The sequence below is a fragment of the Fibrobacter sp. UWH1 genome, assembly GCF_002210365.1.
GTDB lineage: Bacteria > Fibrobacterota > Fibrobacteria > Fibrobacterales > Fibrobacteraceae > Fibrobacter.
Window position 1 is genome coordinate 227,913 of record NZ_MWQG01000001.1, and the last position, 21,312, is coordinate 249,224.

The window sequence follows — 21,312 nt, forward strand, 5'->3', positions numbered from 1 at the left end:
GATGCGTAAAATATTTGCAATTTTGTCTTTTATCGCTGCCGCCTCACAGGCCGCAGACTTTGAACGTTCCAACTGGCGTACCCAGCTCTATGTGCAGGGTGAGCCCGCTTTCCTGAACTTTAAGGGTGAAAACGGCATCCTAGACGAAGGTATCGATGCTGAAGTCATGACAGTGCCCATCTCTGCCGGTGCACTCTGGTCTCCCCTCATCACCCCCTTCTGGAAGGCCGATATTCCCTTTACTATCTGGCTGGGTGTGGAAGTCAACTCCATCCAGTTCGGTACCATCGAAGATAGTCCCGAATACACCGTTCCCGATGAAGTGAATGGTGGCAAGCGCAAGGGCGAACAGAACGACCGCGAACTGTCTTTCATGACTTACGCTCCGTCCTTCCTCGCCGGTTTCTCCGTAAACCTGGTCGGCGACCTGGACCTCCGCGTTCTCGGCGGCTTCGGCTTCCACTTCTTCTCGTTCTATGACGACTATCTGGGCAACACCGAAACCCACACCGAAATTCTCAATACGGCCTTTGTCTCTGGCGCTTTGGAATACCGCATCACCGAAGTGTTCAAGGACGTGGACCTGAAGATCGGCCTGAATGTCCGCAAGGAATTCATGCCCTACGAAGACATTACAGCCCGTACCAAGGATGCAAGTGCAAGCCCGTCTCCCTACTCCGACCTGACCATGACCAAGGTTGAGTACAAATGGCCTGTACGCGTCGGCCTGGAAATTTCTCTGGACTTCGGCCGCGAAAGCCGCCGTGACCGCCAGATGCGCTTCAAGCTCCATGACCGCGACGACGTACTCCGTCAGAACAGCGAAGTCAAGGACACCCTGTCTGACTGGGACTGCATGGCCATTGAACGCGACTACCGCTTCTACCTCGACGATGACGGCAACCTGCCCGACATGAGCGAAGCATTTACTCGTACTCAGTTCACCGACGTGCTCGAAAGCTACCTGGCCTTCTGCCACCCTGCAGACCTGGCCACCAAGGAACAGCTCTACGCCACCATGGACTCCAGCAAGGTTGAACTTAAGGAATACCAGGTACGCCAGGAAGACGGCCGTTTCGATCAGGTCATGGCTAGCAACGACCCCGAAATGCTGCAGATGTTCATCGAATACTATCCGGACTCTCCGCGCCGTGCAGAAGTTGAAGCCAAGCTTCGCTCTCTCAGCGAATACGACAAGTTCCGCGTCATCCAGGCACAGAACACCTTCAAGGCATTCCTCGCCTACTTGAATGACAATCCCAACGGAGCCTTCCGCGACGAAGCCGAAACCGGAATCTTCGAACTGGTTAAGGCAGGCAACCGCGTCAAGGACTACGAAATCTACCTGAAGCGTTTCCCCGACGGCAGATACGTCAACGAAGCAAAGGAAGCCATCAAGAGAGCTTCTGGCGAATCTTCTGTGATCGAATACCAGACTGGCGAAACCTACGACACCACACCTGAGGCCGAACCGGAACAGGAAGTTGTCGAACAGGAAGAAGAAGAAGAACCGGCACCGTCCAAGTCCAAGAAGAGTGGCAAGAAGGACAAGAAGGATAAGAAAGCCAAGAAAGACAAGAAAGCTTCCAAGAAAGCCAAGGGCAAGAAAAAGAAGTAATTAACTTGTTCTAAAGAATTTAAAAGCGCAGTCCTTATGGCTGCGCTTTTTCTTATTGTCATAATCTAGACAGTTTGCTTTTCTATATTTGCCCACCATGATTTACAACTTGATTATCGACTGGTACAACGCCCACCTGAACTACGGCACAATCACCCTCCTCATGGCCGTAGAAAGTTCTTTCATCCCGTTCCCGTCTGAATTGGTAGTTCCCCCTGCAGCCTATAAGGCTCTCCAGCCCGATTCCGGTCTGAACATCGTACTGATCGTGCTCTTCGCAAGCATCGGCGCCATGATCGGCGCATTCATCAACTATTATCTGGCAAAGTTCCTGGGCCGTCCCATTATCTACAAATTCGCAGACAGCCGCCTGGGCCACTTCCTGCTTCTGGACGTTCAGAAGGTTCAGAAAGCCGAAGATTATTTCCGTGAACACGGCGTCATTTCCACTTTTGTCGGCCGTCTCATCACCGTGATCCGTCAGCTGATTTCCATTCCCGCAGGCATCGCCGGCATGAAGGTTCTGCCCTTCGCCATTTTCACATTCCTGGGCGCAACCATCTGGAACTGCGTGCTGGCCTTCCTTGGCTACTTGGCTCACGGTCAGAAGGATATCATCGAAAAGTACAACTCCGAGTTGGGAATTGCACTTCTCGCCTTTGGCGTTCTATTTATCGGTTATATGGTCTGGAACGCTGTCAAGCCCAACAAGAAAAAGGGCGACAACAAGCAGGACTAGGCACCAGCCTGTTCCTCGATACTTCCATCCTTAGTACGTCGGGCACCAAGCCCAATGAACATCAACGATAGAATCAAGTAGACGTAGTTCAAAAATCCGCCGTTTTTGGCATACACTGTTTCATGGGCAGACGTAGGAACGTCAGAGATAAATAGCCTATCGTATCCCACATCCTTAAACGGTCTCCGATTGACCTCTCGGCCGTACTCGTCGCTGACAAGCGAAACGCCATCATAGGAAGTCACAACCAGATTCACACCGTGTTCCACCGCGCGAACCGCCAAGGATCTGTAATGAAAATCATTTATACCATCCCAAGCCCATGACGGAATAAAGAGTAACTGAACCTTGGGATCCAGGGGTCTAAGAAAATCCGAGAAATTGCCGTCGTAACAAATGGCAAAAGAAACAATATGGGCCTTCCCCCCTATTTCCAGAGGGACCGCAGGTAGCTTTTCACGCCCCACATCCAGATTAAAGGATTCTACCAGGGGAACAGGTTTATGCTTGTTATACTCGTATAAAATCTTTCCCTGGTTATTTATCAGTACAACCTTGTTCTGGAAGAGCCCTTCTCGGCTGTTATCCGTATCATAGACACCTAGGGACAGCAAGATGGGCATATTGAATTTACGGGCATACTCCGAGGCATTGGCAATAAAATCACCCTCACTCGAATCTGCAACGGCAAAGGCCTCCTCGCTAAAAACCAACATCTGCGCACGTTCACGGTAAGCCGATTCTGCAAGCGTGTTAAAGCTACGGAGATAACGTTCGTAACTCAAGGTTTCCCAGCTACCATCCTTGCGTTGATCGACTTTAGGCCCAATTGCCTGGGCAATTCGCACCGTATCAGACGATTCATCATGAGCCATCTGGAAAATGCCCCAGGCATGCATGGCCACCAAGGCTAGCAACATGCCAAGTCCTATACGTTTGGCACCATCACGGTTCCAATGCATAATCACGTATACGGCTACGGAACCCACAAAAGTTATAAGAAAGGTAAGTCCGAATTCCCCCACAACAGACAAAACCTGGAATATGGCCCTATTGTCGTACTGGGCATAGGATAAGTTGTTCAGGGGAATAAGATCGCAAGCCGAAAAAACAAGGTTCAAGGTACCGTATACCGTGGGGAAAACCAGCGTATTGACAAAGGGAGCCTCCTTAACACAATAGCGAACGTCCCATGCAAAAGGAACCCAAAAAAGACAAGCCTGCAAAGCCGTAAATACCAGGCACTCTTTTTCAAGCCCCACACCAAGAACCCCATAAAAACGGACACACAGGCCCACGGCCAAGAATATATAGAGAATGGCCTGGCTAAAGCGATGTTCACTCAGACGGCAATAGTACAGAAAGCAGAACGGCCAGATCCAGACACCCAGGACATACAAAACCTTAAAGTCCGGGAACATCGAGGGCAAGAACATAAACACGCAGCCCACCACCAGCAGCAGCAACGGTAGATTTGACTTGCCATATTCTCCAACGTATGACGTAAAACGTTTCAGGAAACTCTGGATAAACTTCATTTAAAACACCTCAACCCTTTACACATCCTCTAATATAACTACGAATGTAATAAAAAGTAAGAAAAATGTATTTTTAACGAAGTTTAGGATAACGCCTACAAACCATCCTTATTTACAGCTCGGACTTCAGGACAGCTGACAATAACATAATTCATATCGCTATCATATACGACAACCCTAGGCGCCACAGACTCCCCAACATAGGAGAAGTAATATAGAGCCAAGGGGCCCTTACTAGACAAATCGCCCCACTCATAGTGTTCTATAGAGGCGTCAGATTCACAACCGCTTACCGACCATGAGGCAGAGGGATTCGTCTCAAAATCCACCTCAGTGGCGGCAGCCTCGCATAGGCAACCTGTAATGCGGAACACCGAATGGGAACTAGACGAAACTGCAGCCGAGGATTCTATCGGGATTTCAATATTAGAACTACTGCTAGAAAATTCAGCGGAACTACTGGTTAAATTATCCTGCAGGCTGGAAGAAGAGCGGACAAAGACAAGTTCCGAAACGGAGCTGCTTAAAGGCTCCTCTTCAGATGAAGAACTTTCCGTCTGGCAGGAATATTCCTCAAACTCGTCCGCCTTAAGGGTCGTTTCAGAACAAGCCCCCAGCACCACGGAAACAGCCGCTATTCCATACCGCCACTTCATGCAACCCCTCACATCATCAAACTACACAAAGCAGGAGCACTCAGCCGAAGCGAAAGACTATAATCCCCCGTGGCTTTATCACAAGGCAAATCCACCGAATGAAAATACGAAACTTCGTATTCCTCGCCATCTACGACCATGATAGAATAGTCTCCGCCTTCGAAGCTACAGTAAAAATCGGCTCCAAAACTATCGGCACAACGTTCTTTCGGCGCCGTCATAAGCACGCTAAAATCTCCCGCCGGAAACTCCACCCTTTCATGTCCATCCATCTGATACTCAGCACCTTCAGTCACCTTCACGCCAGGACACAGTACTTCCATCTGGGTATTGTCGGAATTGTTGACCGTCAGCACGGGAGCATAACTAGCCCGAGGTTCATTAAAAGTCTTGGTATAGCTGACATCATCGCCAGCCGGCCTGCCATCCCAGGCATAAGTCAGGGAAGCCGCCTCGGTTCTGCAACCCGAAACAGACCAAGTCACTTCGGGAGTTTCTTGATAGTTCACCACTTTAGCATCAGAATTACATGAGCATCCAGAAATCGGCACACCGTTCACATGAACGGGACATGCTACAGTCTGCACCTTATCGCCGATAGAAACGATCACATGAATCTTATGATCTCCACCGGAACTAAAGAGGACCTTACTGCTAGTTCTTCCATTTTCGGAATCTTCGGAAATTTCAAAATCACCATAATCCCATTCGTAAGTCGCCGTAGTCAAAAGAGCCGGATCTTCAATCAGGGAACCGTCTGCCGTAAACTTGAAAGCAACAGAAGTTCCCTTACCAATGGTGGTACTGCCATCAACAGGGGCACAGACGCCCAAGGCAGGCTCACTCATTCCATTTAATACAACCCTAGAAGAAGAACTGATATCGTCGATAGACAATACAGACGAAGAAGATTCCTCCTTAGCCGAATTGGATGATTTGGCCTTGCTACTGGAAGACGCCTTGGAATCGCTAGACTTTTTCACAGCGACTTCATCGCCCTCATCGCCAACCCATTTTCCATCTTCACACTGGTACGAAAAGGAAACCTTGTCAGGATTACTCATGATAATGATTTCCCCCTCGTTCTTGGACGTACAAGAATGAGACGTCAGTTCATCCAGGGAACTGACAAAATTTTTCTGATAATTTCCGTCAGAAAGATCTTCCGTAAAATCAGAACATCCCCATACGGCCAATACAATCGGCAAAGCTACAAAACTTCTAGACATGGACCCTCCTGGTTTTAGTCAATTCTATACAGCGGGGTTTTCTACTTCTATAGTTAAAATATAATTACAAAAGCAATAGAAAACGTCTAACCGGATATAAAAAGACCGACTCCAGAGGAGCCGGTCTTTTTAAAACCAATTTATCTAAAATTAGTACATGCCCAACTTGCACTTAGCTGCAGAACCACCAGTAAAGTTTACGCAAACCATACTCGGAGCAGAATATTCCCCCTGAGTAAGAGCAGGTGTCATTTCCAAGGTCACGTTGCTTAAGGAGTATGAACCAGTCTTAGTTTCAGTTTCCGTGCCATAAGTTAAAGTCATGGAGCAACTAGCTTCAGCATTAACAATGTCGCAAAGCATCTTCAGCGGAGGATTATGTCCCTGATTCCAGGTTCCCTTCACAACAATGCAAGCCTCATTAGGAACAGTGATATCTTCCTTTTCAACAAAAGTATCGGTAAACACAAGTTCGTATTCAGCGCCCTTGGTAGTCTTCACTGCGGGGCAAGTCACTTCAACCAGGGAATTGTCGTCGCTCTTGACCACAAGCTTGGGAGCAAAACCCGGCTGAGCTTCAGCAAAAGTCTTGGCAAAGGTTGTAGTACCTTCAGCATCATCCCAGTAGTAGCTGAGGGTATGACCAGCAGAAATACAACCGCCTGCAGTCCAAGCCACTTCCGGAGAAACAGTATAGTCAACAGTTTTTTCTGGTGTGGTACATTCGCAACCAGTGATGGGGTCACCATTAATATGCAGCGGGCAAGGAATAGTTTCAGATTCTCCACCTGCATAAATGGTCACGGAAACGTCTGCGTCACCGGACTCGGTAAAGGTGATGTTATCACTAGTCTTCTTGCCGTCGCCGGAACCATCGGGAGTACCACTGTTATAGTGCCATTCATAAGTGGCGCTAACAATAGCCATAGGATCAGGCAGGGCAGCACCATTAGGAGTCACCTTGAATCGAACAGATTCACCCTTGGTAATGGAGGTCTTGCCAGTTGATTCGGCACAGGTACCCAGACCAGTTATAGTGCTACCACCACCAGAGGTAGAGCTGGCGACAGGATCAGTTCCGGTATTGATAGTGGCGGAAGATACAGGGTTGCCACCAATCACACGGGAAGAAGAGGAAACGTCTACCAGAGGCTGATTGCCATTATTGGGAACTTCGCTAGCGGAAGATGCGGGAGCAACAACTTCCTGACCGCTAAGGTAAGGCACATAGGCTGCAGCGCATTCCGGGTCTGCCTGGCACTTTTCCTTGGAGACCTTGATAAGGCCAGAAACAACCATCGAGTCGTTTTCGGCATCGGTCTTAGAGGGGCTAACAAAGGTTGCGGAAATAACCTGATCATCAGAATCAGCTTCATAGATATTACCGCTACCGCAAGCCCAGAAGGTACCTACTGCAGCAGCAGACATAAGTCCAGCAATAATCTTCTTGTTCATAAATAAACCTCTTTCCTCTAAAAATACATTATTCTAAGTCAAAACGTTACAGGTTAAAGGGTGTTTTTACCCCTGATGATCCTCTTCTACAGAGATTTTACGCTGTCCCGTAATAAATTGGTGCACATATGGGTTACTGGTGTTCTTTATTTCGTCTACCGTACCCACTTCAATGATACGTCCATTGTAAAGCATGGCGATTCGGTCAGCCACCTTGAAGGCGCTCACCATGTCATGGGTCACCACCACGGAGGTCACACCAAGCTTGCTCTGCATATCCAGGATCAAGTCGTTAATCACGTCGCTGGTAATGGGGTCCAGACCGGTTGTGGGTTCATCGTACAGCAAGATTTCGGGATTCAGGGCAATGGCGCGGGCCAGGGCAACACGCTTGCGCATACCGCCAGAAAGTTCAGAAGGCATCTTGGTTCGGAATTCCGGTACCAGGTTGATCATCTGAAGTTTTTCGGTCACCACATCCTGAATCTGTTTTTCAGACAGTTCCGGATGATGTTCGCGAAGAGCGAAGGCAATGTTCTCACCGGTATCCATGGAGTCGAACAAGGCGCCCATCTGGAACAGCATGCCCATCTTGCGACGAATGGTATGGGTATCAAAAAATTTAGGCGTACTGATAGTCACACCGTCCACAGTCACTTCACCACCATCGGGCTGCAACAGACCGATCATGTGCTTCAGAATCACAGACTTACCACCACCGGACTTACCGATGATCACCATGGTCTCGCCACGGCGGATATCCAGGTTCACATCGCAAAGCACGTCCTGAGGTCCGAAGGACTTCTTAAGGCCCTTCAGGCGGATAGCGATATCGTTCGGGTCAATCTTCACATTGGGCATAATCTACCTGCTCTAGAAGAATAGGAATGCATCCAGGACAAAGTCAGCAATCAAGATCATAAGGCAACTGGACACAACAACGCTCATGGTCGCAAGACCCACACCTCGGGCGCCGGCCTTGGCATTAACGCCATGGTAGTAACCCAACAAGAAGATGAGGGTTCCAAAAACAAAGGACTTCAACACACCAGACCAAAGATCCATAGGATCGAACAAGTACTGCATACCCGTCACATAGGTGTAAGTCGTAATATCCAGACCCAACACGCAAACAATCCAACCACCGATAATGGCCAGGGCATTAGAAATAATGGTCAGACAGGGAATCATGGTAAAGAAGGCCACAAAGCGAGGCAACGCCAGGTAACGGTACGGTTCCAGTCCGAGCACGGTGTACGCCGCCAGTTCTTCCTTTTCTTTCATGGAACCCAGTTCTGCGGCAATGGCGCTACCTACACGGCCAGAAAGCACAATAGCAGTAAGCAGGGGGCCCAGTTCGATAAGCACCATCTTACAGGCCGCAGTACCGACAAACTTATCGGCCACCAAATTGTGGAATTCGAACTTTGCACAAACCGTAGCCACCATGCCCGTAAATAGAGAGGTCACAAACAACAACGGAAGAGACGATACGCCAATGGAAATCATCTGCTTCGCAATAAGGTCAGGATTCTTGTGGATGTAACGGAGCTGCTTCAGCGTATTCAACAGAATGCAGACAACCTCACCGATATTGGAAATACCGGTTACGATGATTTCGCCAATCCAGGCAAAAGGACGAAGGAGCAAAGGCATCAGAAATTCTCCTTAAAAGTCCGCAAAGTCGGGAGCGCCGCCCCCCATATCGCCACCATCATCATAGACGTAGGCTCCACCATCACCACCTTCACCCATATCATCGGGTGCGGCATCGTAGAAGGTGGTATATTCGGGAATGAAAGTCATCCTGATATCCTTAACGGAACCGTTACGATGCTTGGCCACAATTAGTTCCGCCTGATTGCGGTCTTCTTCCTTATGGGTCTGCACGAACTTACGTTCCACGAACCACACCATGTCGGCATCCTGTTCGATAGAACCTGATTCACGAAGGTCAGAAAGCTGAGGACGTTCGCGACCCTTTTCTTCCACCTTACGGGAGAGCTGGGCCAAAGCAATCACGGGCACCTGCATTTCCTTGGCCAGGATTTTAAGACCACGGGAAATGGCGCCGATAGCCACGGCACGGTTTTCTTCCTTGCCGGTCTTCATCAACTGCAAGTAGTCGATAATCAAGAGATCCAGCTTGTTCTTGCGCTTGAGCTGGCGGGCCTTACTCATCAGTTCCATAATGCCAAGGTCAGCATTGTCGTCCACGTACAAAGGAGCCTGGCTAATGGGAGTCACAGCGGCAATAAGCTGGCGCTTTTCGTCGTTGGTCAAGTGGCCGTTACGAAGGCGGCTCTGGTCGATGCCAGCCTGGGAGCTCAGTAGACGCTGAGCCAACTGCACACCATCCATTTCTAGGCTGAAGAAGGCCACGTTCTGATTGAACTTGATGGCGGCGTTTGCGGCAATGGTCATGGCGAAAGAGGTCTTACCCACACCAGGACGGGCTGCCAGAATAATCAAGTCGGACTTCTGTAGACCGTTGGTCAGTTCATCCAGTTCGGTAATGCCGGTTCGAATGCCGGTAATGCCATCCTTACGGTTATTCAGACGTTCCAGGAGAGGCGTCATGAACTGGTTAATAGGCTTCAGGGAATCGCGGACCTGGTCATCGGCGATGGCAAACATATCGCGTTCGGCATCTTGCAGCACCTCGTCGGGAGCGGCAGCCGGATCCATGGCATTCCTGATAATGGTGGAACTCATATCGATGAGTTTACGCAAAGAAGCCTTCTTGCGGAGCAGCTCCATATGCCAGGAAGCGTTTGCCGAAGACGCCACCGATTCCATCAAATCGAACAGATACTCACGACCGCCCACCAAAGACAGCTTGCCCATGGTTTCCAGTTCAGAAGCCAAGGTCACCAGGTCAATAGGGGTAACGTTACGATTTAACGTACACAAGGCGGTCCATATCAGCTGATGTTTTTCCAGGTAGAAGTACCCTTCATCTTTAATAATCATGATGGCTTCGCCCATCACTTCAGGATCGCGCAAGATGCTGCCCAGCAGGCAACGTTCCGCATCCAGGTCCATAGGGACCTGACGGCCTTCAAACTTTCCAGAATCGGAGCCACGCTTCTTCGGCGTATATTCCGGTTCGCTGTAGTTCGGTTCCGAATAGCCCTGATCGAATTCCGGCTCAGGGAAGTTCTGTTCGTTATCAAATTCTGACATAATAATTTTCCATTTTGAAATATAAAATTTGAAAAGGCTCCCATTTTCAGGGAGCCGTTATTCATCGTATCAAAACGGTGTTTTTTTGAAAGGATCGCAATGCAATTCCTAGACTTTTGCCTTGAACAAACCACTGCGGGGAATGTGAATTTTCCAGGTGAGCCATTTCATCTGCTTATCGTTCACCATGGCGTAGGGGTCCACCAGGCTTACGGTTCTTACCCCTTCGAAGTCCTGGGCGGTACCAGCCAATTCGTCAAAATTCTTGTTCTTGCCCATGACCTTGTAGAACAGGGGCTGACCAAAGGTGACCATGATTTCAGGCTTGATAAAGGAAACTTCCTTGGCCAACATTTTCTTGAGGGCCGCGTCCAATAGGGGGGCCAGGGGGCGATCCGTAGACTTGAAGAAGTACGTGATGCCGATATCCGCGACATCATAGCCTAGGCTAACAAAAAGGCGTCCAAGCATTTCACCCACAGGAGTGGTCAAGAAATTCTCAGTAGTTTCGCCCTGCTTGGCAGCCTGCAAAAGGAACAGCAACTTGGGATTGGCAGGTCCGGCATAACGCAAGACCTGCGGTTCCTTGGCGTACAAGGCCTCGGACTTGATAGCTTCGTAAAAGTCGTTCAGGCTCAGCACTGATTCGTAAGCGGAAGCGGCTCTCTTGACGGTGCGAGGTGCCGGAGCGGGAACAGCAGCCTGTGCAGGGGCTGCAGGAATATCCCCAAAGAAACTGCCCGTAAGTCCGGTATTGTCGGGAATGGGCATATTTGGAATAGACAAGCCTTCCGAAGAGTCTTCCATGGATTCCTGAGAAGCGGGCCTTGCATTGGGGAATGTAGGCGGCAAGTTCCTGGGAACCGGACGGGGAGCCGCTGCGGGGGCTGGGGCGGCCTGGGGTCTGGGAATCGGCGGCAGGTTACGGCCTGCAGGACGGGCAACAGCCTTCTTCACGGGAGCCCAAGGTTCATCCATCAGCAAGTCCGCATCACCCAGGTCAATCTGGGCGGCCAGATAATTGCGTAGAGCGCTAAAATTGTATTCTTCAGACATGCTTACCCCTCAACTCGATTTTGGGTCAGACGGGACATACAGAAATTGACGATGGTCTCTGCCAGGGAAACCTTGCTGCCCATGGAAAGTTCCGGAATAGGCTTGTCGTGCTCCACCAGGGCAAAGCGCACGTTATCCTTTCCGAAGCCGCTATCCGAAGCCACAGGCGCATTCAGGAGGAGAGCATCGGCTCCGGACTTCTGGAATTTTTCGGCAGCATGTTCCTTAAAATGATCTGTTTCCAGGGCGAAACCGACAATCACCTGTCCCTGCTTTCGGGCAGCGGAACAGTCCCGCAAGATGTTGGGATTGGGAACCAGTTCGATAACCAGCTGACTGCGGCTATCCTTGATTTTTTCGTTAGCCGGATTGGCTGGGCGGTAATCAGCCACGGCCGCACAATGGACAAGGGCATCTACGTGGGGCTGGCGGGCAAGAACCGCGTCATGCATTTCACAAGCGCTCTTGACTCGGGTCACCTTGACGCCACCGGGGAATTCAGCTTCCATGGGACCGGCCACAACTTCTACGTCAAAACCATTTGCCAGGAACACCGCAGACAAGGCGACAGCAGTCTTTCCGCTGCTGCGATTAGAAATATAACGGACCGGATCGATAGCTTCTTCGGTTCGACCGGCAGTAATCAGAACTCGGCGAGTCGAGACTTCAGGCGACAGGTTACAGGCACCAGGTAAGTCAAGTTTGGCAGACTCCTCAAGGAACTTCTGAGCGTCAGAAACCTGCAGTTGGGCCACAGACTTTTCGCACTCCGTTCGACGTTCCTCTCTCGCCTCCAAAAAATCCACAATCTGCGCGGGTTCCAGAAGCCTTCCCTGCCCCACTTCGCCGCAGGCCAAAAAGCCAGCGGGACTTTCCAGCACACAGGTATTTTCAAAATGACGAAGTGTTTCCAGATTGCGCTTGACCGCCGGCGAATTATACATAGCCACATTCATGGCAGGCGCCACAAAACGTTCGCAAGTGCAACTCATAAAGCAAAGGCTTACAGGATCATCGGCAATGCCGTAGGCGAACTTACCGATTACATTGGCCGTGGCGGGGACCACCAGGTAGATGTCGGCCCATCGGGGGAAATCAATATGCTGGAAAGGACGAGCCTCCACCGCCCCGTTCTTCAAATACACGGGACACTTGGAAAGGCTAGCAAACGTCAGGGGCGCCACAAACTGAGTTGCAGCCTCCGTCATGCAGACGCGCACCTCGGCCCCCTTCTTTTGCAACAGTCGCAAAAGTTCGCAGGACTTGTAGGCGGCAATCCCGCCAGAAACACCAAGTAGAATTTTCTTTCCAGCTAAATCCATGTCCTAAATTGTAGAAAAATTAAAACTTAAATCCTGCAGAAAATCTAACAACATCAGGTCGAATTTAAATGCAAAAGGACCGTTTCGGGCATAAATGGGCTCCAAACCGAGCGATCATGTTTATTTGGAGTCTATAATTTAGAACAAATTAACGCAAAAAGTCAATTATCCCCATTAATTTTTCTAACAGATGGGCTCCAAATTTCCCCAAATACGCTAAATGGAGTCCATATTGACCTTAATCGCACTCTCGCATATACAAACAACGTAAATAAATGGACTCCAAACCATAATTTTTCCCGCAATTGGAGTCCAAATTTTCACCAAATCAAAAAAAGAAACCCCGCGGCGTTAACCACGGGATTCCTCAAGAGCTATGTGTTTTGAGAAATGAGGCATGAGTCTTGAGTCACCTCAAAGCAAGCCGAAGGCTTGCGACCTCATACCTCACAGCCCTTCGCTATTAAGCTTCCTTCTTAGCGGACTTCTTAGCCTTGGGAGCAGCGTCACCGATAGTGGTGCCGTTTTCGCCCGGCTTATGAGAGTCCATCCAAGCCTTCAGTTCAGCAGATTCACGGCTCTTGAAGTAGTCGACAACAGAGAGGTAAATCTTGCGGTTGTTCTGATCGATTTCAGTAACAACAGCCGGAACTTCGTCACCAACCTTGAATGCATCGGCAGGAACCTTGATGTATTCAGCAGTCAGCTTGGAAACGGGGATGAAGCCTTCGATGCCTTCGCCCAGTTCAACAACAACACCGCGGTCCAGCATGCGAACGATCTTGCCGTTCACTTCTGCGTTAACCGGATAAGAAGCATCGATGGAATCCCACGGATCTTCGGTGAGGTGCTTCATGGACAGAGAAATGCGGCGCTTTTCCTTATCGACAGCGAGAACGACGCATTCGACCTTGTCACCCTTCTTGACCATTTCGTTCGGATGGGTGATCTTCTTGGTCCAGGACATGTCAGAAACGTGGATGAGGCCATCAACACCTTCCTTGATTTCGACGAATGCGCCGAAGGAAGCGATGTTGCGGATTTCACCAACCACGCGTGCGCCCGGGGGAAGTTCGGTTTCGATGGTATCCCACGGATCGGATTCCAGCTGCTTCATGCCGAGAGAGATACGTTCTGCATCTTCTTCAACCTTGAGAACGACAGCTTCGACTTCCTGACCAACGGTGAGGATCTTGGACGGGTGCTTGACGTGCTGAGTCCAGGACATTTCAGAAACGTGGATGAGGCCTTCAACGCCGGAATCCAGTTCAATGAATGCACCGTAATCGGTGATGGAAACAACCTTACCCTTAACGATAGCGCCTTCGGGGTAACGTTCAGCGATATCCTTCCAGGGATGCGGCTTAAGCTGCTTCATGCCGAGAGAGATACGTTCCTTCTTGTCGTTGAAGTCGAGCACCATGACTTCCACTTCCTGGCCGAGCTGGACCATTTCGGTGGGGTGGTTGATGCGCTTGTAGCTCATGTCGGTGATGTGGAGGAGGCCATCTACGCCGCCGAGGTCAATGAATGCACCGAAGTCGGTGATGTTCTTGACGATACCCTTGCGAACCTGATTCTTTTCGAGGGTTTCGAGAACGTCGCCACGCTGCTTGTTGCGTTCTTCTTCGAGAACAACACGGCGAGAAACGACGATGTTACGACGAGCCTTGTTAACCTTGATAACCTTGAGGTCGAAGTCCTGACCGATGAGGGCATTGATGTCCGGAATCTGGCGGAGATCGATCTGGGAACCCGGGAGGAATGCATCGATACCGAACAGGTCGACAACAACGCCGCCCTTGATGCGCTTGGTGAGGGTACCCTTGACAACTTCGTTGTTTTCGAATGCAGCATGGATGCGATCCCATACGCGAACGAAGTCAGCCTTCTGCTTGGAGAGAATGAGACGGCCGTCTTCATCTTCAAGCTTTTCTACGAAAACTTCAATTTCAGAACCGATTTCCAGGGAGTCAGAGTCCTTGAATTCACCGCGTTCGATAACGCCTTCGGACTTGTAGTTCACGTCGATGAGAACTTCCTGATCGTTGACCTGAGAGATCTTACCGGTAACGAGCTTGCCCTGTTCGAGGCAGTCCATACCAGCGTAGATGTCAGCGTTAGCCTTGCGGAAGTCAGCAGTGCAAGAAGCCTGTGCAGCAAGGATTTCGTCGAGGTCAGCCTGAGAACCGAATTTGATTGTGTTTGCCATATTAGTTTGTTTTTGGTTGCGGTTAAAAAAATTCAAGCTACGCCACTACACCTACGTAGTCGAGAATTTTTTGAACCTGTTGTTCAATTGAGGTTTGTGTAGTGTCAATTTCAATAGCGTCGTCGGCCTTCTTGAGAGGGGCCGTAGCTCTAGAGGAATCCAGACGGTCACGTTCGACCAGGTTCTCCAGAACTTCCTCATAGGTCACCTTTTCTCCGCGTTCAAGGAGTTCCTTGAGGCGTCGTTCGGCGCGAACCTTCACGTCGGTGACGAGGAAAAACTTGTACTTGGCATTGGGGAAAACCACGGTACCGATGTCGCGGCCATCCAGGATGCAACTGGAAACGGCACCGATCTCGCGCTGCTTGTCGGTCATGGCGCGGCGGACAGACGGCAGGGCGCAGTAGATGCTCACGTTAGAAGAAACGCGCATACCGCGGATGTCGGATTCGTAAGACACGCCGTCGATGAGGATGTGGTTTTCGGAGTCAAAGCTAAGCTTTAAATTCTTGAGGAGTTCATCCATGGCAGGACCTTCCTCGGCAGGAAGTCCCTTCTCGAGGGCGGCGAAAGTCACAGCGCGGTACATAGCCCCTGTATCCAGGTAGGTAATGCCCAGCTTCTTGGCAATCAGCTTTGCAGTGGTGCTCTTACCGGTACCGCTGCCACCATCAAGTGCAATAACAAAGTTTTCGGATGTACTCATGAGTGGCGCGTAATTTAGAAAAAATAAAAAGGGGCTTCAAGTAGAGCCCGCTAACCGATCTATAAAAAAAAGGGAATAAAACGTCCTTTTAGTACGGCAAATCATAATAATAGAACGTGACATAGCCATCATCGCCCCAATATGCCATCAATTCCCCGCTCTTATAGACATCAAGGCGGTCTTCATCCTCATAAAAACTGTAATAACCGCCAAAGTCATCGTCGTAACCGCGGCCATATTCACTAGGCATATAATAGTAGTACGTCCCATCCAGATTCAAGGTTGCAAAATCATCGGAATCGATCCGGAGCCTCACCTTGAACGAAGGGCTGATGGATTCCAGGCGGCCGCAGTCATAGGCGCCAATGGCATCGTACCTGCAGGTCTCGGAATAGTAATAGTAAAAGCTCTTGTTGAACTGATATCCGTTTGCCGCCGGGTCCCCCGCAGTCAAGTCACCACACCCCACCAGGAGCAGGGTCAACAGCGCCAACGGGCAAACAAGTGTTTTAAACAGTTTGACTTTCATCATCCGATAAAATAGAAAGTTCATCAAACCACAGGCATACCCCACGCCTTTTTTACTAACCAAAACTCATTTTTTCGCGCATCTGGAAGGTAGTTCCATTACACCCTACGAACCAATCCATCCTAAAAAAGCCAAATGGTTAGTAAAAAATTAATTTATCCACACTTCCCTTTCCCCATTTCCAAGGATCTTTACTAACCCAAAGCCATCTTACTGTCCATTTGGTCAGTAGCGATACCACCTCCACTCCAAAGCACCCTGTGATTTTTCACATTTTTACTAACCAAATCGGCCTCCACCCCTATTTAGTTAGTAAACCCGCCATCTGCCACTCATAAAAAAAAGCGAGCCGAAGCCCGCTTCTTAAATTCGTTGCATTCCAATTACGGATTGTCGTAGTCGCCGTTGTAGATTTGTTCTTCAGCGGCCTGGGTATTCTCGTCAGAGAATTCCTCGGGAGCCTGCAGATCGCGGGTGCTACCGTACTTGCGCTTTTCTTCTTCAGTCAGCTTGTTGGAATAGACAATTTCTTCCTGTTCCTGATTAGCAGCTTCTTCTTCTTCCTGCATAATCTTCTGACCCTGTTCGAGGCGGCGCTTGATGCGTTCGTCTTCCATCTGCTTCAAGTTGGTACCGACCTTGGCCTGTTCTGCAGACATGACGTTACGTTCGTTGGCTTCGTCCATGGCATCCTTGATACCTACCAGACGACCCTTGGAGTCCACTTCCAGACCGGCGCGGCGGAGGGTGGAAAGGGGCAGACGACGTGCGGCGACCTTGTAGTCTTCCTTAAATTCGTAGCCGTCAGAGGTTGCGATAGCATCGGCTTCATCCGGAGTCACATACTCCAGAGCTTCCTGCCAACGGGAACCCTGCACACAAGAAGTAAATGCAACCAGTGCGTTATCCAAGGCTTCAGGATCGTCAGCCTTAGTTCCGCTACAGGCAGACAGAACCATAGCAGCCAAAGCTGCAAAGCACACCAGAATTTTTTTCATAGGACATTCCTCCGAAAAAATTTAAAAATCCCGCCTAAATATACACACTTTTACGAAATATTTGCAAATTTCAAAAAAATTTTTACGCATCTCTTTGCTACATTGGCATTCACCATGACAGAAAGCGCAGACATCTACCGTATAAACAAGGAAAACACCCAAGGCACCCCCAGGGAAATCATCCTTATCGGCACAGCCCACATTTCCCAGGCCTCCAAGGACCTCGTCCGCGAGACCATCGAGGCCGAAAAACCGGATACCGTCTGCGTTGAACTGGATGACGGCCGTCTCAAGTCTATCAAGGACCCCGACCGCTGGAAAACGATGGACCTGCGACAGGTCATCAAGAACAAGCAATTAGGCACCCTTATCGCCAACCTGGTGCTGGGCTCCTATCAGAAGCGCATGGGCGCACAGACTGGCGTCAAGCCCGGCTCCGAACTGAAAGAAGCCGTTGACGTGGCCGAAAACGCCGGACACGAGCTGGTCTTGGCAGACCGCGACATCAAGATTACCCTCCGCCGCACCTGGGCCTGCACCCCCTGGTATCGCAAGCTCAGCCTTTTGGGCGGTCTTTTCGCCAGCATTTTCGACAAGACCGAAGTCAGCGAAGAGGAACTGGCAAAGATCAAGGAACAGGACGCCCTGAACGGAATGATGCAGGAATTCGGCAAGTCCTTCCCCGAAGTGAAGCAGGTCCTCATCGACGAACGCGACCAGTTCCTGGCCAGCAAGATCAAGAACGCCCCCGGCAACAAGATTGTCGCTGTAGTCGGCGCAGGCCATATGCGCGGCATCGCAAGCATCATCGAAGAAGACAAGGAACTCCCCAGCGAAGAATCCATCAGTGTCATCCCCAAGAGCGCACCCATCTGGAAAATTATCGGCTGGGCCATTCCCATCGCCATCATTGCAAGCATTATCGCCGTGGGTATTCACGCCGGAGCCGCCAAGGCTGGAGAACTGAGCCTCCAGTGGGCCATGCTGACCGGCGGTGGAGCCATGCTGGGAACCATTATCGCCGGAGGTCACCCTCTGACCATTTTGGTGGCCCTGATAACAGCCCCCTTCACAGGCCTTACGCCCCTCATTGGCGTTGGATTCTTTACCGCCCTTACCCAGGTCTACATGCGTCCGCCCCGCGTGGCCGAAATGGAAACCCTTACCGACGACATCTGGCAGGTCAAGCGCTGGTGGAAGAACCGTGTGACCCGAGTGATCCTCTGCTTCCTGTGCCCGGGCCTCCCCGCTATCGTGGGCAAGATCCTGGCAATTTTCAATATTTACCAGGCTCTGTAAAAAAAACAAATTCAGGCCGAATCTCATTTTTTAGAAGCCTCCGCAAGCACGGGGGCTTTTCTGTTATACAGGAACGTTCAAAAACACGGTATTCAACAAATTTTGAGAACACAAAATTAAACTTTCAAAATATTTGTTTGAATTTTGTGTAAAATTTAAACAAATATTCACTATCCCCTATTGACACGCCTTAATTCCAGGATTAAATTATGAGAAAGATTTTGAGAACATTAAACTTTAAGTAAAAACGATTGTCTCAAAATCAAGGTGTTATAAAAAAGGGATGTGGGTATGAATTCCAAAATTTTCACAGCAATGGCCTTTGGCCTCGCCACCGTCGCAACGGCAATTACTTCTCCGGACTTTCCTATGACCGGTTTCGCCACCCAGAACGGCGGCACCACCGGCGGCAAGGGCTACGGCGAAGTTACCGTCAGCACCACCAGTGAATTGGCCAATTACGCCAAGGCGGGAAACAAGATTATCTATGTAAAGCCGGGTACTTACGCAGGCCCCATCAACGTGGGTAGCAACGTAACCATCTACGGTTACCAGGGCGCAGTCATCACCCAACCCACCACCGGCAGCGCCATGAAGCTTAGCGGATCCAAGAACGTCATTATCCGCAACCTGAAATTCCAGGGCATCGGCGCCCACGACGATGACGACGAAGATTGCCTCCAGGTGAATCACGAATCCAAGAACGTCTGGATTGACCACGTCGACATTTATGACGGTCACGACGGCAACCTGGACATCACCAACGCTTCTGACTACGTGACCATTTCCTGGACCAAGTTCAGCTATACTAACAAGAGTACAGGCCATCAGTTCAGCAACCTCATTGGCAACAGCAAGACAAAAACTTCAGACCGAGGCCATCTCAACGTCACCTTCCATCACACTTGGTGGGCAGACGGCGTTGTGGAACGCATGCCTCGCGTACGCTTCGGCAAGGTCCACGTAGCCAACAACCTGTTCGATAGCAAGGACGCCAGCTACTGCGTTCGCGCCGCTGTTGAAGCCGACATTCGCATCGAAAACAACGTGTTCTTGAACGTACAGAAGGCTCTAGACTTGTACACCAGCGACGGCACCATCACAGCAGCCCAAATGATCAACAACTATGAAGAAAACGTGAAGAAGAAGCAAGCTGGCACCGGCACCGCATTCAAACCCAGCTATTCCATGAGCCTTACGGACGTAAGTACCCAAGCCAAAGCTTACGCCCTCCGCGATTCCATTAAACAGTATGCAGGTGCCACCTTGCCTAACCCAGGAAGCAGCGGAACCGTCACTCCGGCAAGTTCATCCTCCGAAGTTCAAATCAGTTCTTCAACCACCGCCACCAACTCTTCCAGCTCCCGCAATGACATCTCCAGCAGTTCCGTAGCCGTCTCTGGCGAAGCAAGCCTTACAAAACACGGCTCAGGCAACTCCAGCCAGACCGTCGCCGCCGGCAGCGCCATCGATGAATTCTACTACACCATTGCAGGCGCCACCGGCGCAACCGTCACCGGATTGCCCGAGGGCGTCAGCGGAACATTGAAGGGTTCCGACTTCTACATTTCGGGAACCGTTTCTGCAAACGCAGCCGCAGGTAGTTACAAGTACACCATCACCACCACAGGCGGCAACTCCACCGCAACGAAGAGCGGAACAATCACCGTTACTGCAGGAACAGAAAGCGGCAAGACCGACGAAAACGGAAAAGACGAAAACAACAAGAATCCGGAAAGTTCCAGCAGCGTAACCAAAGAAGATTCATCCAGCAGCGAGCCCGTCAAAGATTTCTCCAGCAGCGAGCAGGATGCAGAACCGACTAGCAGTTCCGCAGAAAGTCAAACCCAGGCCATCGCAGCCACCACAAACTTCAAACACACCATCACTGCAAATGGTCACGCCGTCACCATCGAAGGCGCCAAGGGCAAGTCATTCGCCATCTTCGATATGCAAGGCCGCCCACTAAAAGCCGGCATGATTAACAGCGAACGGATCGTAACCGACATTCCCAATTCTGGAAGATACATGGTCCGTATAAATCGCGTTAACCACATTATCTCCATTCGTTAGAATTCTTCCACCAATAAAAAAGCTCCGTTCAGAATCGAACGGAGTTTTTTCTTTTATGAGTTCAGCTTTTTTATATTTGAGTCAATGTCTACCGTCATCCTGTTCAACAAGCCTTTTGGCGTATTAAGCCAGTTCACGCCGGAGTCGGGTCACCCCGCTCTGGACACCTTCGGCTTTCCGCCCGGAGTGTACGCTGCTGGCCGCCTGGATCATGACAGCGAAGGCGCCTTGTTGCTGACCGATAACGGCAAGCTCATCAAGAAACTTCTGGACCCCAAGTTCGAACATCCTCGCACTTATCTCGCGCAAGTTGACGGACAAATTACCGAAGAAGCCGTGCGACGCCTCGCCGCCGGAGTAGACATCAAGGGGTATCATACCAAGCCCTGCAAGGCCCGCATCGTGCCAGCACCAGACTGGATCTGGGACCGCAATCCGCCGGTCCGTTTCCGCGCCAACATTCCCACTAGCTGGGTAGAGCTGACTCTCATTGAAGGAAAAAACCGTCAAGTCCGTCACATGACCGCCGCAGTGGGCTTCCCTACCCTACGTCTGGTCCGCGTAAAAATCGGAAACATTCCCCTGGCAGATTTGCAGCCCGGCGAATGGCGGGTTGTGACCGAGAAAGTGATTTAAGTTTGCCTTCTAAAAGATTGCCACGCCTTCGGCTCGCAATGACACTCTAAAAAAACACCC

General features: G+C 50.3%; 18 protein-coding genes. 5 read left to right on the forward strand and 13 right to left on the reverse strand.

The window, feature by feature from the left end:
- The first annotated feature begins 1 nt into the window (after position 1).
- Positions 2–1,618: a tol-pal system YbgF family protein gene (locus tag B7992_RS00915; protein ID WP_073157177.1), complete on the forward strand. Its 1,617-nt coding sequence runs from the start codon at positions 2–4 to the stop codon at positions 1,616–1,618.
- A gap of 97 nt (positions 1,619–1,715) precedes the next feature.
- Positions 1,716–2,357 (forward strand): DedA family protein, encoded by a 642-nt coding sequence (locus tag B7992_RS00920; RefSeq protein WP_073157180.1) that lies wholly within the window; start codon positions 1,716–1,718, stop codon positions 2,355–2,357.
- On the opposite strand, the gene B7992_RS00925 is transcribed toward B7992_RS00920, so the two are convergent.
- The 13 genes from B7992_RS00925 to B7992_RS00980 all read right to left on the reverse strand — a co-directional run bounded on the left by B7992_RS00925 (position 2,354) and on the right by B7992_RS00980 (position 17,244).
- The gene (locus B7992_RS00925) at positions 2,354–3,895 is read right to left on the reverse strand and encodes a nitrilase-related carbon-nitrogen hydrolase (RefSeq protein WP_073157183.1); all 1,542 of its coding nucleotides are present in this window, start codon (positions 3,893–3,895) and stop codon (positions 2,354–2,356) included. The two genes, B7992_RS00920 and B7992_RS00925, sit on opposite strands and share 4 nt — an antisense overlap.
- 95 nt (positions 3,896–3,990) lie before the next feature.
- Positions 3,991–4,551, reverse strand: a complete 561-nt coding sequence (locus B7992_RS16245; protein WP_139258202.1) for a hypothetical protein — start codon at positions 4,549–4,551, stop codon at positions 3,991–3,993.
- 8 nt (positions 4,552–4,559) lie between these two features.
- Positions 4,560–5,780: a hypothetical protein gene (locus B7992_RS00930; protein ID WP_088665390.1), complete on the reverse strand. Its 1,221-nt coding sequence runs from the start codon at positions 5,778–5,780 to the stop codon at positions 4,560–4,562.
- Between the two features lie 150 nt (positions 5,781–5,930).
- Complete coding sequence (locus B7992_RS00935; protein WP_073157188.1) at positions 5,931–7,235, reverse strand: hypothetical protein; 1,305 nt, start codon at positions 7,233–7,235, stop codon at positions 5,931–5,933.
- A 66-nt stretch (positions 7,236–7,301) separates the two neighbouring features.
- Positions 7,302–8,096, reverse strand: a complete 795-nt coding sequence (locus tag B7992_RS00940) for an ABC transporter ATP-binding protein (RefSeq protein WP_073157190.1) — start codon at positions 8,094–8,096, stop codon at positions 7,302–7,304.
- A gap of 12 nt (positions 8,097–8,108) precedes the next feature.
- The gene (locus B7992_RS00945; RefSeq protein ID WP_073157193.1) at positions 8,109–8,891 is read right to left on the reverse strand and encodes an ABC transporter permease; all 783 of its coding nucleotides are present in this window, start codon (positions 8,889–8,891) and stop codon (positions 8,109–8,111) included.
- Positions 8,892–8,903: 12 nt separating this feature from the next.
- On the reverse strand, positions 8,904–10,421 hold the full coding sequence (gene dnaB / locus B7992_RS00950) for a replicative DNA helicase (RefSeq protein ID WP_083539636.1): 1,518 nt from the start codon (positions 10,419–10,421) through the stop codon (positions 8,904–8,906).
- 108 nt (positions 10,422–10,529) lie between these two features.
- Positions 10,530–11,477: a hypothetical protein gene (locus B7992_RS00955; protein WP_073235573.1), complete on the reverse strand. Its 948-nt coding sequence runs from the start codon at positions 11,475–11,477 to the stop codon at positions 10,530–10,532.
- Positions 11,478–11,479: 2 nt separating this feature from the next.
- Positions 11,480–12,799, reverse strand: coding sequence for a phosphopantothenate--cysteine ligase family flavoprotein (locus tag B7992_RS00960; protein ID WP_073157198.1), 1,320 nt, complete (start codon positions 12,797–12,799; stop codon positions 11,480–11,482).
- Positions 12,800–13,262: 463 nt separating this feature from the next.
- A complete protein-coding gene (gene rpsA, locus B7992_RS00965) occupies positions 13,263–15,011 on the reverse strand; it encodes a 30S ribosomal protein S1 (protein WP_073157201.1) in 1,749 nt (582 codons plus the stop codon).
- A gap of 37 nt (positions 15,012–15,048) precedes the next feature.
- On the reverse strand, positions 15,049–15,717 hold the full coding sequence (cmk, locus tag B7992_RS00970; RefSeq protein WP_073157203.1) for a (d)CMP kinase: 669 nt from the start codon (positions 15,715–15,717) through the stop codon (positions 15,049–15,051).
- An 88-nt stretch (positions 15,718–15,805) separates the two neighbouring features.
- On the reverse strand, positions 15,806–16,270 hold the full coding sequence (locus B7992_RS00975) for a hypothetical protein (RefSeq protein ID WP_139258204.1): 465 nt from the start codon (positions 16,268–16,270) through the stop codon (positions 15,806–15,808).
- A gap of 359 nt (positions 16,271–16,629) precedes the next feature.
- Positions 16,630–17,244 (reverse strand): hypothetical protein, encoded by a 615-nt coding sequence (locus tag B7992_RS00980; RefSeq protein ID WP_073157207.1) that lies wholly within the window; start codon positions 17,242–17,244, stop codon positions 16,630–16,632.
- Positions 17,245–17,358: 114 nt separating this feature from the next.
- Between B7992_RS00980 and B7992_RS00985 the strand changes: the two genes are divergently transcribed.
- The 3 genes from B7992_RS00985 to B7992_RS00995 all read left to right on the forward strand — a co-directional run bounded on the left by B7992_RS00985 (position 17,359) and on the right by B7992_RS00995 (position 21,252).
- Complete coding sequence (locus B7992_RS00985) at positions 17,359–18,543, forward strand: TraB/GumN family protein (RefSeq protein ID WP_073157417.1); 1,185 nt, start codon at positions 17,359–17,361, stop codon at positions 18,541–18,543.
- Positions 18,544–18,834: 291 nt separating this feature from the next.
- Entirely contained in the window at positions 18,835–20,616 is a 1,782-nt protein-coding gene (locus tag B7992_RS00990; RefSeq protein ID WP_088665391.1) for a polysaccharide lyase family 1 protein, read from the forward strand.
- An 84-nt stretch (positions 20,617–20,700) separates the two neighbouring features.
- Positions 20,701–21,252, forward strand: a complete 552-nt coding sequence (locus tag B7992_RS00995; protein WP_073157212.1) for a pseudouridine synthase — start codon at positions 20,701–20,703, stop codon at positions 21,250–21,252.
- Positions 21,253–21,312 lie beyond the last annotated feature (60 nt).